This window comes from Sphingomonas sp. CARO-RG-8B-R24-01 (genome assembly GCF_022662295.1).
GTDB lineage: Bacteria > Pseudomonadota > Alphaproteobacteria > Sphingomonadales > Sphingomonadaceae > Sphingomonas.
The window spans coordinates 275811-288343 of sequence record NZ_JAKNQI010000002.1 but is presented as its reverse complement, the minus strand read 5'-3'; the positions used below and the strand labels follow the sequence as shown (position 1 = coordinate 288343).

Sequence of the window (12533 nt, the reverse complement as noted above, 5' to 3'; positions counted from 1 at the left end):
TAGCGGGAGGGGTCGGGGGAGGGCAGTGCCGCAGCGCGCGCGGCTTGAAGCACGCCCCTCCCCTAGCCCCTCCCGCACGCGGGAGGGGATTTTGCGTCACTTCCCCGTCCACACCCCTTGGCGCTTCTCGACGAAGGCGGTCATGCCTTCGCTCTGGTCCTCGGTCCCGAACAATGCGTGGAACAGGCGGCGTTCGAACTGGACGCCCATGCCGAGCGACGTCTCGAACGCGGCGTTGACCATTTCCTTGTTCGCCAGCACCGCGAGCGGGGCCATGCCCGCGATCGTCGCGGCGACCTTGACCGCTTCCTCGACCAGATCGGCGGCGGGGATCACGCGCGAGGCGAGCCCGGCGCGCTCGGCTTCGTCCGCATCCATCATGCGTCCGGTGAGGCACATCTCCATCGCCTTGGCCTTGCCGACCGCGCGGGTCAGCCGCTGCGACCCGCCCATGCCGGGCGAGACCGCAAGCTTGATCTCGGGCTGGCCGAACTTCGCGCTATCGGCGGCGAGGATGAAATCGCACATCATCGCCAGCTCGCACCCGCCGCCGAGCGCATAGCCCGCGACCGCTGCGATGATCGGCTTGCGCGTGCGGGTGAAGCGGTCCCAGCCCGCGAAGAAGTCATGCGCGTACATGTCGGCGAAGCCCTGCGCCTGCATCTCCTTGATGTCCGCGCCCGCCGCGAACGCCTTCTCGCTGCCGGTGATGACCGCGCAGCCCTGCGACGGATCCGCATCGAACGCCGCCATTGCCGCGAGCAGGTCGGCGAGGATCTGGCTGTTGAGCGCGTTGAGCGCCTTCGGCCGGTTGAGCGTGATCAGCGTGACGCGCTCGCGCTGCTCGACGAGGATGGTTTCGTAGGTCATGCCGGGGTCCATTCATCGGCTGGAGAGAGAGGCGCGAAGATCTGGTCGATCACGTGGTCGGTCACCCCCTCGGGGGTCGCCGGGTCCCAGCGCGGGGTATTGTCCTTGTCGACGATCACCGCGCGGACACCTTCGAGGAAATCATGCCGCTGCACGACGCGCGAGCCGATCGCATATTCCTGCCGCATCTCGTCCTCGAAGGTCGCCATCATCTGGCCTTCGTGGAGCAGGCGGAGCGACACCTTCATCGTCTGTGGCGACTTGGTGCGGAGCGTGGCGAGCTGTTGCGTCGCCCATTCCCCGCCATCGGCTTCGAGCGCCGCGTAGATGTCCTCGAGCACGTCGGAGGCGAACAGCCGGTCGATCGCCTCGCGTTGTGCGAGGATCTTCGCTTCGGGCGGCGTCTCGCCGATCGCGTCGAGCGTCGCTGCGATCGCCTGCGGGTCGGCGGCGATCCGTACCTTGGCATCGTCGAGCGCCGCGCTCGGCACGTAATGCGTTGCCAGACCCAGCGCGAGGCACTCCGCCCCATCGAGCCGGTGCCCGGTCAGCGCGAGATATTGCCCGATCCGCCCGGGCAGCCGCGACAGATACCAGCCGCCACCGACGTCGGGGAACAGGCCGATCCCGGTCTCGGGCATCGCGAACTTGGTGTTCTCGGTGGCGATGCGGAAATCACACGGGCAGGCGATCCCCACGCCGCCGCCCATCGTGATCCCGTCCATGAAGGCGACGGTGGGCTTGGCGTAAGTGAACAGCCGGTGGTTGAGCCGATATTCGGTGTGGAAGAACGATCGCGCCGCAACGCCATCCGCCGCGCCGCTTTCCGCGAGCATCCGGATGTCGCCGCCAGCGCAGAAGCCCCTGCCCTCGGCGTGGTCGAGCAGCACCGCCTCGACCGCAGGGTCGGCGCGCCACGCGTCCAGCGCATCGAGCATCGCGGTGCACATGTCGGTCGTCAGCGCATGAAGCGCCTTCGGACGGTTGAGCCTGATCCGGCCGACAGGCCCTTCAATCGAGGTCAGAACGTCGCTGGTCATGCAAGGTCTCTCATCACTGTCTTCGTGTCTTTGTGGCTTCGTGCGAGACAAGTTCTTTTGCGCACAAAGCCACAAAGCCACGAAGAAGAAGGGGGGCTTGGCTCCGCCGGGTTATTGTCGCGTCAGTTCGCGCCCGATGATCATCCGCATCACCTGATTGGTCCCCTCTAAGATCGAATGCACCCTGAGGTCGCGCCAGAAGCGTTCGATCGGGTAATCCATCAGATAGCCGTAGCCGCCATGCAGCTGAAGCGCGCGGTCGGCGACGAGCGAGCCGGTGTCGGTCGACAGCCGCTTCGCCATCGCCGCGAATTTGGTCTTGTCGGGCGCGTTCGCGGTGACCTTCGCCGCCGCCATGTAGAGCAGCGCGCGCGCCGCCTCGAGGTCGGTCGCCATGTCCGCGAGCATGAACTGGGTGTTCTGGAAATCCGCGATCGCGGTGCCGAACTGCTTGCGATCCTTGGTGTAGGTCACGGATTCATCGAGGCACCGCTGCGCCCCCCCGAGCGAGCACGCGCCGATATTGAGCCGCCCGCCGTCGAGCCCCATCATCGCGATGCGGAACCCCTCGCCCTCGCCGCCCACAAGGTTATCCACAGGGACATGCACATCCTCGAACACCACCTGCGCGGTCGGTTGCGAGTGCCAACCGAGCTTGCGCTCGTTCGCGCCGAAGCTGACGCCGGGCATGTCCTTCTCGATCACCAGGCACGAGATGCCCTTGGGGCCGTCCTCACCGGTGCGGACCATCGTGACATAGACTTCGTTCTCGCCGCCGCCCGAGATGAACTGCTTTGTGCCGTTGACGACATAATGATCGCCGTCCCGGACTGCGCGGGTCTTGAGCGCGGCGGCGTCCGAGCCCGAGCCCGGCTCGGTCAGGCAATAGCTCGCAATCCGGTCCATCGTGACGAGCGACGGCAGATACTTGTCCTTCACCCCTTGCCCGCCGAACCGGTCGATCATCCAGCTCGCCATATTGTGGATCGAGATGAACGCCGAGGTCGACGGGCAGCCATAGGCCATCGCCTCCATGATCAGCGCCGCTTCGAGCCGTCCGAGATTGATCCCGCCCGATTCCTCCGAAACGTAGATCGCCGCGAACCCCAGTTCCGCCGCCGCCTTGATCGTGTCGCGCGGGAAGATGTGTTTCTCGTCCCACTCCGCCGCGAACGGCGTGATTTGGTCGGCGGTGAAGCGGCGCGCGAGCTCCTGGATCTCGCGCTGATCGTCGGTTAGGTCGAACTGGTCGGTCATGCAAAGCTCTCTTGTCGTATCAGGGGCAGGCAGAGCGCCTCACCCCATCGTCGGAATCACGAACGCATCCTGGATCCGGCTGGGTCCACCGTCCTCGCTGCCGCCCGGCAAAGCCGAGCCGTCGGGCCAGCGCTGCGTCACGGTCTTGACCTTGGTCCAGAACTTGACGCCTTCCATGCCGTGCTGGTTGGTATCGCCGAACGCGCTGCGCTTCCACCCGCCGAACGTGTGATAGGCGACCGGCACCGGGATCGGCACGTTGATCCCGACCATCCCGACATTGACCCGCGCCGCGAATTCGCGCGCCGCATGGCCGTTGCGCGTGAAGATCGCGACGCCGTTGCCGTACTGATGCTCGCTGGGAAGCCGGACGGCATGGTCGAAATCGTCCGCGCGGACGATCTGGAGGACCGGCCCGAAGATCTCCTCCTTGTACGATTCCATCTGCGGCGTGACATGGTCGAACAGCGACGGCCCGATGAAGAACCCCGTCTCATGCCCCTGCAATTCGAACCCGCGCCCGTCGACGACGAGCTCCGCGCCCTCGTCGACCCCGGTCTGGATCCACTGCTCGATGCGGCTACGGTGCGCGGCATTCACGACCGGACCGTAATGCGCGTCCTTGTCGGTCGAGACCCCGACCCGCAGCGCGGCAATCGCCGGGATCAGCTTCTCGCGCAGCGCGATCGCGGTCTTCTCGCCGACCGGGACCACGACCGGCAGCGCCATGCAGCGCTCGCCCGCCGAGCCGAACGCCGCGCCCGACAGATCCGCGACGACCTGGTCGAGATCGGCGTCGGGCATGACGATGCCGTGGTTCTTCGCCCCGCCCATCGCCTGGACGCGCTTCCCCGCCGCGACGCCGCGCTTGTAGACGTAATGCGCGATGTCGGACGAGCCGACGAAGCTGACCGCGCTGATCGCGGGATGATCGAGGATCGCGTCGACCATTTCCTTGTCGCCGTGGACGACCTGAAGGATGCCCTCGGGCAACCCCGCCTCGCGGAACAGCTCGGCAAGCCGGACCGGAACCGACGGGTCACGCTCGGACGGTTTCAGGATGAACGCATTGCCCGTCGCGATCGCGACGCCGGACATCCACAGCGGGATCATCGCCGGAAAATTGAACGGGGTGATACCAGCCCCGATGCCGAGCGGCTGGCGCATCGAATAGACGTCGATTCCGGGCCCCGCGCCTTGGGTATATTCGCCCTTGAGCACATGCGGGATGCCGCAGCAGAATTCGATCACCTCGAGCCCGCGCTGGATGTCGCCCTTCGAGTCGGCGATCACCTTGCCATGCTCGGACGAGAGCAGCGCGGCGAGCTCGTCCATATTGGCTTCGACCAGCCGCTTGAACTCGAACATCACGCGCGCACGGCGCTGCGGGTTGGTCGCGGCCCAGCCCGGCTGCGCTTTTTGCGCGGCGGCGATCGCGGTATCGAGGTCGGCTTGCGTGCCGAGCGTCACCGTCGCCTGGACCTGCCCGGTGTTGGGGTCGAACACGTCGCCGCTGCGCGCCGCGCCGCCCTGGGTGCCGTTCGCCGACAGGCCGGCGATATGATGGTCGATGATCCGCATGGCATCCTCTTCGCTTGTTTGGCGCGTCTTTCGCCCATTCTGGAACGCGCGCCAAGCGCGAATGGCTATCAAAGTGGTTGCGCAGGAAACTTTTCCGACGGAACGGCCTGCTCAGCAGGCGGGTTGCACCGAAGAAAGACGCACGCTATCGGACGTGCAGCGACGCGTCGGCACCGCCTGGTGCGCGGGTATAGTACAATGGTAGTACAGCAGCCTTCCAAGCTGAATACACGGGTTCGATTCCCGTTACCCGCTCCAGCCACCGGTTCCCTTGACGATCTTCCGCATACGCCGTTCACCGCACGTTCATCGCATTGGGTCGCACACGCAGCGCAGGCCAGAGTTCCGGCCACGCGTTAGGACCAGCAGTGACAATATTCGGATTTGGCCGATCAGCAGTAGCGTTCGGCCTTGCACTGGCATGCGCAACGCCCGCCTTCTCGGCGCAGTCGGTGTTCGCGGCCAGTGTCTACGCAACGAACGGTGCCCACATCGCGGGTGGATCGTACGGCGCGATCGTAGCGGGCGCGTTCAGCGATTCCGACGGGGCGAACGCGAGCAACTTTACGAGTCTTTCGCGTTCAACCAGCGCCGCCGACAGCGTCGCCCGTACGCTTTCGCAAACCTACGCGGCCCGCACCGCGACCGGTACCCTGACGACGGGGCAATATACGCCCGGCGATGCTACACTGCAGGGAACGTCGAGCGGGACGAATATCTTCTACATCGACGGATCGACTTACAGCCGGCTTTACGCGCTGACATTTTCCGGCATCGGCAGCGGCGCAGTCGTCAATGTGAGCGGCGGATCGCTGACGAACTTTCTCAACATTTCCTACGGGTCGCTGTTGCCGAGCCAGGTCCTGTTCAATTTCTACGAAGCAACGACGGTGTCGATGGGCGGAATGACGATCGCCGGTTCGCTGCTCGCGCCGGACGCCCGCGTGCAGATCCAGGGCGGATCGGTCGCCGGATCGGTGGTTGCCAACAGCTTCTATTCCGAGGGTGCGACGATCGGCGGCCAGGGCTTCGTCGACAACAGCGCGACGACGGTCACGGCCATTCCCGAGCCAGCGACCTGGACCATGCTGCTGCTAGGGTTTTGCGCGATCGGCTTCGTTTTGCGCCGCAAACGCACGATTACCGTTGCTCAACCGTGCGTGACCGCGGTGGCGGCAGGGTCTTCGCGATTGGCATATGCCGCACCAGCCGTCAGGGGCTGATTCCGGCCCCGGGGCAGCGGCTCGTCCAGCAGGCGCGCCATTACCCTCGTGTATAACGCATCCCCGGTTACGAGCTTGTGATAGAACGGATTGTTTGCATCCCCGGCAACCCCGTCCCCGGGGAAATACCCGATCCGGTCGGTAACGACATTCGCCCCCTCGCCCCGGTAGAACGCAACGAGCTGTTCGATCACGAGCTTGGCCCGGCCGTAAGCGGTATCGGTGCCGATATGCAGCGAGGAGGGAATAAAAATCCCGGCCAATCGGCGCCACTCCGCCAGATGCCGGACCGCGCGTTCGACGTGCCCGGCGGGATCTTCGTGCTGATACGCACAATCGAAGAGATACGCGCGCGCGTCCATCATCGGCCATTCAAGCCGCGCAATGGCCTCGCCGGTCACGACCTCGAAGCCATCCTCCACCAGCCGCGATGCGAACGCCTGTCCTACCCGCCCTTGATGCCCGTGAACGATCGCGAGGCGGCGCATGCAAAATCCTTAGGTTTTGGTCGCTCGACCGGGGACAAGGGTACGAAAAGGCGCCAAGCAACGCTGGCGCCTTTCGAGAATCGGTTCATTGAAGATGGCTCGCGGACTTACGCCCGCACGCTATCCGTAAGAATACGCAGATGCTCGCGCCGACCGCAAGGGTGGCGAACCGTCATTTCATCCCAACGCCGGCACCGTACGGCGGTGCTCCCTCGCCGGGCATATGCGGGAAACCATAGTTGGTCCGACAAGTCGGCTGCCATGCCGCAGGAATGAACCTGCGCCGGCGTCCCGGGGCTTGCACGTGCCCGCTACGTGACGAGCCGTCGCAACCAGGAAACCTGAACAACCACGAACGCCGCAGCCGTCGAACCCGCCGCGACTATGCCCGCAATATACAAATAATATCCAAACCCGGCGTCGAAATGCGTTCGGATCATCCAGATGAACAGTGGGTGGATGAGATATACCGCCAAACTGATCCGCCCCAGCCGGCTCAGACGATCCAGTGGCCCGTCGCCATTCAAAGACCGGGCGAGATTGAAGACGGAAGCTCCAAAGGGGAATACCGCCAGCAGGCTCTCCGCGTTGCCGACATCCCGGTTTCCGAGAACAAGGGTAACGCTATAGCGCTCGGCAAACATCGCGACCAGCGACAGCCCGCATAGGGCGAAGGCAAAGGACGGACGCTGTACCTTCGAGCCCTTGAGCAGATACCCGATCACCACGAACGCCGGCGCGCCCAGTTGACGCTTGAAGTCGTTCAAATGGGCAGGATAGGTCTCCATCCCGATCAGCACATGATAATCCGCCAGCGCCGGTCCAGCCGCAGCAAGCACCATCGCAACGAGGATCGCCAAAACCTTCCCCCCTGCCGCAAGACTGATCGTAAGTATGATCAGCCCCATCAGGAGTGCCGGCAGGAACCATAGATGGAACGCTGGACCGCCATCGAGGAACGCCAGGATTCTCCAATGGCTTGGCAGCTTTTCCGGCAATGCCGCGGCCACCGCCAGATACAAACAATACCAAGCGCCGTATATGGGTGCGATCCGCGCGATCGCGCGCTTCAGGTTGGCAACCACACCGCGTTCCGGTTTGAAATAATAGCCGCTGGCAATGAAGAAGAACGGCACGGCGCACCGGCAGAGCACGTCCATCGCAACTGCCCAGTCTGGCAGCCCCAAGGGTTGCGCAGAATTGACGGCGACGGGCGGCAGTACGTGGATACCGATGACCAGCAGTGCCATGACGTATCGAAAGAGTTCGATGCCTCCGTCCCGGTGGGTCGAGGGGCCGTTGCAAGGCCGCGGTATCCGTTCCGGAGTATGTGACGCGGCCCGCCATGTCCCTTTCCCGAATGATCCGAGCATTGCCAACGCCCTTCCTCGCTGCAAGCCGCCGACGGACGGTCCGCGCGAGGTTCAGCGAGACAGGAGGGGAAAAGCAATCATACTCATTGAGGGCATGGGGCAGGTCCGACCACCCAACGTCGTGCGCAAGCGGTGCAGTTCGGATGACCGTGGCGACAGGGACGACCGGCGCGGCCCGCGCTTGGCGGACGGGGGTAGCTTCTTCTGATTTTTGCGATCGTCGCGCCCGCGTGGAGCGATGGTGGACAGGGCTTCCGACGCATCATCTCGCATTAATGGCGCAATTGCGTGGTTCCTGACCACCTGCCTTACGCCGCTACCCCCAACGATACCCCCTTTTTATTTTCCGGGCATGATTCGAGCCATGCGATGATGTCGCGCTCATACCACGCTGACACCCCGCCCCCCAGACTGAATGATGCCGGGAACGTGCCTTCGGCCATCCGCTCGTAGATGGTCGACCGACTGAGAGGCACCACCTCCATCACCTGCTTGAGCCGGATCATCCGGCGGCTGCTGAGCGGCAGGTCCTGCCGACGGTCCGTTGCGATTGCTGCGGTGGTCATGATGCTTTCCAAGGTTGGGGAATGATGTCGTGTCCGACGTAGAGCGGGTGCTTCGGCGTTCCGTCCGCGTTGATTTGGAAGGCGGTGACGCGCGCGCCGACGGCGGCGAGTAGCCCCAACACGGCGCGCTCGCGGTCGAGGTGCCGCCCGTGCGCGCCCCAAGCTGCGACCAGCGCCACCTTGCGTTCGATCGAGGTCAGCGCCGCGAGACGGATCGCTTCATCGTTCTCCGGTCCGATCGGTTCGGGATGCAGCTTCATCACCCGCGGGTCGGTGGCGCGGAGGGCGAAGAGGTTCACGACCACGACGCCGCCATACGCCCAGGCGCGCGCGCGTTTGGCGAGGCCGGCGATCGTCGGGTCGAGCTTCTCATGCGTCGCGGTCGACGGGTTCAGCATGCAAACGACGAGTGGCGGTAGCGCCCGGTCCCAAATCCACGACAGGCTGTAGCGGTGGGCCTCATCGTCGGAGAAGGTCGCCGTGCATTCGATGCCGGAAAGGTCGCTGCGCGAAAGCGTCTTCATCGTTCCCCATCCTCCCTGGTGAGGAAGCCGGGAAGGACGACCGTGAGATCCTCGGTGATCGTCACAATCGCCTTGGTGCCGTTTTTGTACGGCGGCGACCCGACGCTCTCGTCTTCAAACTGGACTTGGAAAGATACGCCTGGCCCAAGGGGGCTGGCTGGCCCTCGCGCGAGCTTCTTGCAAATAGCGTCGGCGATGATCCGCTCGAGTTCTGCCGCGGGCACAACCGCCCGATGCTTCCGGACGTGTGTCTCGGTGGTGACGACGTCATTCATTGCTGCTCGGGCTCCTCGTCCCAATGCTTGTTCAGGATATCGACCACGCGGCGGGCGATCGCTTCCGGCTCGTTCGCGTATGCCGAGACGATCAGGGCCGGGAAGTTCAGGCTCAGGCTGGTACTGCCGCTCTCGTTTCGGACAGGCGCGCTCTGGTAGAGCACCGCCCACGCCGTACGGTCTGCCGGGTCGAGGTTGCGCAGGTAGGCGGTCCGGTCGGCAGACCAGCACAAGTGTTCCTTGCTTGCTGCGGCGGTCATTGGATGCCAGCTCCTACTACCGGCTCATCCTTGCCGACGAAGGTGGCACTCACATCGCTAGCGACTGAGGTACCGGTCGAGATCCGCGTCAGGATAGCGAACAGCCGGTCCATTTCGTGTTGTCCGACGATGAACGAATCCTCAGCAGTGTCCGGATGGCTGATCACGATGCTCACCTCGCAATCGGCACCTGCACGCTCTGCGAGCTCGCGAAGGAAATCGATCGCAGTAGCCGACGCCATCTTGAGCTCGTCGAGCAGGCTCTGGTTTGCTGTCGCCATGTCGCTCATCGGATCACCTTCCCGGCATCGTTCGCGGTCGACCGAGGCTCGCTCTCCCACAATCCAGGCGGATCGAACCGACTGAAGCCACGCGGGCTCGGCGCGGTCGCGCGCGGCATAAGCCAGCGGCGGGCGACGTCGCGGAATTGTGCTTGCACGTCGGGCGGCACAATCTTGACCCAGCCGCCTTCACGCTGACCGGTGTCGTCGGCATGTTCGGGCCAACTGCGATCGGTCATCGCATCGCCAAACCCACCCTCGTCGTGCAGAAACTGTGCGAGCCGCTCTACATCCTCATTCCCGGTGTCGGGGCGGGCGGTGTGCGCGAGGGTCGCGTTGTGCGCGGAAACAACCGCTGTTGTGGCCTTGTGCGTGGATTCATCACCGCCGAAATATGCAATCAGATTGCCCCGCTCGTCGACGATCGCCGAACCTTTCTGCGGCTCTGACCCGTACCACCGCTCACGCCATTTAAGCGCGTTTTCCTGCGTAACCTCCTTGTGCATCGGTGCCGCAGGAGCAACAAGCTCGGCCTTTACCCCTTGGCATTGCGGGCAAGCTTCCTTGCCGCCCATAGAGGTGGTGGACGGTGCCATGATGACGTAGCCGTATCCCTTGCAATACGTGCAGTTTTCCTCGCGCATCGGCGCGGCGGTGGGGGTGTCGTTCATGCTGCCATCCTCAAATCTACGATCCCGGGTTGGTTGGCCGCGACCAGGGCGCGGGCCATCGGCGGGCACACGCTGTTGCCGATCGCGCTGATCTGCTCTGCGATGGTGAGGCGCTGCTCGACCCACTTGCCGCGGACGAACTTCCGAACGATCGGGTCGAGGACGTATCCCTCGGGGAACCCCTGTGCGCGGGCGAGCTCGCGCGGCTTGAGCATGCGCAGACCGATATCGACGATGACGTAGGTTACGGCATCGATCGTCACGGTGACGACGGCATAGCGCGCCTTGGTGGTCACCACATCGAGGGGCCGGTCGACAGCCTGGTGCTGGCCACCCCCTCCGTAGTATTTCACAAGGAACGCCGCGGTTGTCACGGCGCGCTCGAGCAGCTCGGGCGGAAGCGCGTCCTCTTCGATCAGGGTTGTTTCCACGATGCGCTGCTGCGCCCCGGTGGTGGTGACGGTTGACACAGGTCGGTCGGCGGCGCGTCCCGCGCTGTTGACGTTGCAGGGGCCGCCATTGGCCTGTTCGATATGGGCAACAACGGCGGAATGATGCTGCCCGCCCGCACGCGCCGTCTTGAGCGGCTCCTCGGCGTCCCCACCCCCGCCAGTCGTGTTGCTGCCGTTGAACGTCGACAGGAACGCTGCGACCTCGGCATGTTTCGACTTGCCCTCGATCGTCTGGGTCGGCTCGTCGAGGCTGGTTGCATCGTTGCCGGTTGCGAACTTGGACAGGAAGACCGCGACAGGAGCATGCTTGTTGCCCTCCGCCACGACGGTACCGAGCGGCTTGTCGATGTCGAGCGCGCGCGGCGCCTGCCCTTCCCGCTCGCCGTACCCTGTTTGCACCATCGTGCAGGCGATGACGCCGTTCGTGTCCTTCTTCGACGCCGCGATCGTATGATGCGGATCCTCAACGGAGCGGTTGAGGCCGCCATGCTGGCCGTAGCTGATGAAGGGGGCGAGAGAAGCCTCGGTATAAGCAAGCTCGCCGCGGTGAGCACCCGTTACCGTCCGGAGGGGTTCCTCAATATCATGAACGCGAATCCCGCCCTGGTGCGTGACCGGTGTCACGAAAGGCGCGAGCATGGTCTCGACGGTCCCGTGTCGCGTCGCCCCGGCCATAACCGTATCGAGCGGATCGGCGGGCGACTTGCCGCGGCTGTTCTCGCTGAACTTCTCCAGGTGCGCACCGACGAGACCGAGCGGCATAGCGCCCGCGGGCCGCGCCGGATTGCCGTTGCTGGTGACGGTGGGCATTTCCTTGTCGATCGGCGACCCCACGCTCCCGCTGTGGAACTTGGTGACGTGCGGCGCGATCTTGCCATCGACGATGAACGGGCGGCGCTGCAGGACGTAGCGAACCACGCCGGCGGCGATCCTGCGCTTGGTCGCCTCGGCAAGCTCGCGAGACCGGCCGAAGATCGACGGGCACGGGATCGACCAGTCGATGCAGCTGGCGGCGGTCAAATACGGCAGCAGCTTCCCGCTGCGCACGCCTGGCGAGCCCGGCGCGCCATGGGTCGGCTTCGGCCACACGATCGGCAGCCCATCGCATCGCATGACGATGTAGAGGCGCTTCCGGCTGGTGGGCGTGCCGTAATCACAGGCGCGCAGCACCTTCCACTCGACCTTGTAGCCCTCAGCGCGCCAGCTGCGGACGAGCTTCTTGAACTCCTTGCCCTTGGCGTCAGGCAGCGGCACGCCGTGGGCGTCGAGCGGAGCTGCGTATTCGAACTCCTCGACGTTCTCGACATAGGCGACGGTCGGCCGCACGTCCTTGAGCCAGCCGACGATCTCCCCCGCCAAGGCGCGGATATGGCGGTTCTTGACCGGCGCGCCCTTGGCCTTCGAATATTCCTTGCAGTCAGGTGAGAACCACGCCCCTGCGACCGGCCGCAGCCGCGTGGCCTGCCGAGGCCAGACGGCGCGGATGTCCTGGCAGTGATGCTCGGTGGTCGGATGGTTCGCCTTATGGATCGCGATCGCGCTGGGGCTGTGATTGATGGCGATGTCGACCTCGCGGCCGATCGCCTGGGCGATGCCAGTGCTTGCGCCGCCTCCGCCCGCGAAACCGTCGATGAAGAGGCCAGCCATCGCGGATCCCCCGAGCGCAGCTGTT

The 12533-nt window shown here is 64.7% G+C and carries 14 protein-coding genes and 1 tRNA gene; 2 read left to right on the top strand and 13 right to left on the bottom strand.

The window, feature by feature from the left end; translation table 11 throughout:
• Window positions 1–96: 96 nt before the first annotated feature.
• The 4 genes from L8G49_RS06230 to L8G49_RS06215 form a co-directional block, all read right to left on the bottom strand.
• The gene (locus L8G49_RS06230; RefSeq protein ID WP_242183337.1) at window positions 97–870 is read right to left on the bottom strand and encodes an enoyl-CoA hydratase; all 774 of its coding nucleotides are present in this window, start codon (window positions 868–870) and stop codon (window positions 97–99) included.
• On the bottom strand, window positions 867–1910 hold the full coding sequence (locus tag L8G49_RS06225) for an enoyl-CoA hydratase/isomerase family protein (RefSeq protein ID WP_242183335.1): 1044 nt from the start codon (window positions 1908–1910) through the stop codon (window positions 867–869). Before L8G49_RS06225 ends, L8G49_RS06230 begins: the two co-directional genes overlap by 4 nt.
• Window positions 1911–2021: 111 nt before the next feature.
• On the bottom strand, window positions 2022–3167 hold the full coding sequence (locus L8G49_RS06220; protein WP_242183333.1) for an acyl-CoA dehydrogenase family protein: 1146 nt from the start codon (window positions 3165–3167) through the stop codon (window positions 2022–2024).
• 39 nt (window positions 3168–3206) lie between these two features.
• Entirely contained in the window at window positions 3207–4748 is a 1542-nt protein-coding gene (locus tag L8G49_RS06215) for a CoA-acylating methylmalonate-semialdehyde dehydrogenase (protein ID WP_242183331.1), read from the bottom strand.
• 184 nt (window positions 4749–4932) lie between these two features.
• On the opposite strand from L8G49_RS06215, the gene L8G49_RS06210 reads away from it, so the two are divergent.
• A tRNA-Gly gene (locus L8G49_RS06210) sits at window positions 4933–5006 on the top strand.
• Window positions 5007–5116: 110 nt separating this feature from the next.
• The gene (locus L8G49_RS06205; protein ID WP_242183329.1) at window positions 5117–5971 is read left to right on the top strand and encodes a choice-of-anchor A family protein; all 855 of its coding nucleotides are present in this window, start codon (window positions 5117–5119) and stop codon (window positions 5969–5971) included.
• Here L8G49_RS06205 and L8G49_RS06200 read toward each other — a convergent pair.
• From L8G49_RS06200 to L8G49_RS06160, 9 genes are all read right to left on the bottom strand, one after another.
• On the bottom strand, window positions 5899–6459 hold the full coding sequence (locus L8G49_RS06200) for a hypothetical protein (RefSeq protein WP_242183327.1): 561 nt from the start codon (window positions 6457–6459) through the stop codon (window positions 5899–5901). The two genes, L8G49_RS06205 and L8G49_RS06200, sit on opposite strands and share 73 nt — an antisense overlap.
• A gap of 311 nt (window positions 6460–6770) precedes the next feature.
• Window positions 6771–7832 (bottom strand): acyltransferase, encoded by a 1062-nt coding sequence (locus tag L8G49_RS06195; RefSeq protein WP_277923148.1) that lies wholly within the window; start codon window positions 7830–7832, stop codon window positions 6771–6773.
• A 308-nt stretch (window positions 7833–8140) separates the two neighbouring features.
• Window positions 8141–8398 carry an AlpA family transcriptional regulator gene (locus L8G49_RS06190; RefSeq protein WP_242183323.1) on the bottom strand — a complete coding sequence of 86 codons (258 nt, stop codon included), beginning with the start codon at window positions 8396–8398 and terminating at the stop codon, window positions 8141–8143.
• Window positions 8395–8922: a DUF1643 domain-containing protein gene (locus L8G49_RS06185; protein WP_242183321.1), complete on the bottom strand. Its 528-nt coding sequence runs from the start codon at window positions 8920–8922 to the stop codon at window positions 8395–8397. Before L8G49_RS06185 ends, L8G49_RS06190 begins: the two co-directional genes overlap by 4 nt.
• Entirely contained in the window at window positions 8919–9197 is a 279-nt protein-coding gene (locus L8G49_RS06180; protein WP_242183319.1) for a hypothetical protein, read from the bottom strand. The genes L8G49_RS06185 and L8G49_RS06180 overlap by 4 nt, the downstream gene beginning before the upstream one ends.
• Window positions 9194–9457, bottom strand: coding sequence for a hypothetical protein (locus L8G49_RS06175; RefSeq protein WP_242183317.1), 264 nt, complete (start codon window positions 9455–9457; stop codon window positions 9194–9196). Before L8G49_RS06175 ends, L8G49_RS06180 begins: the two co-directional genes overlap by 4 nt.
• A complete protein-coding gene (locus L8G49_RS06170) occupies window positions 9454–9747 on the bottom strand; it encodes a hypothetical protein (RefSeq protein WP_242183314.1) in 294 nt (97 codons plus the stop codon). Before L8G49_RS06170 ends, L8G49_RS06175 begins: the two co-directional genes overlap by 4 nt.
• A complete protein-coding gene (locus L8G49_RS06165) occupies window positions 9744–10409 on the bottom strand; it encodes a YuiA family protein (protein WP_242183311.1) in 666 nt (221 codons plus the stop codon). Before L8G49_RS06165 ends, L8G49_RS06170 begins: the two co-directional genes overlap by 4 nt.
• Window positions 10406–12508, bottom strand: a complete 2103-nt coding sequence (locus L8G49_RS06160; protein WP_242183310.1) for a DNA cytosine methyltransferase — start codon at window positions 12506–12508, stop codon at window positions 10406–10408. The genes L8G49_RS06165 and L8G49_RS06160 overlap by 4 nt, the downstream gene beginning before the upstream one ends.
• Window positions 12509–12533: the final 25 nt, after the last annotated feature.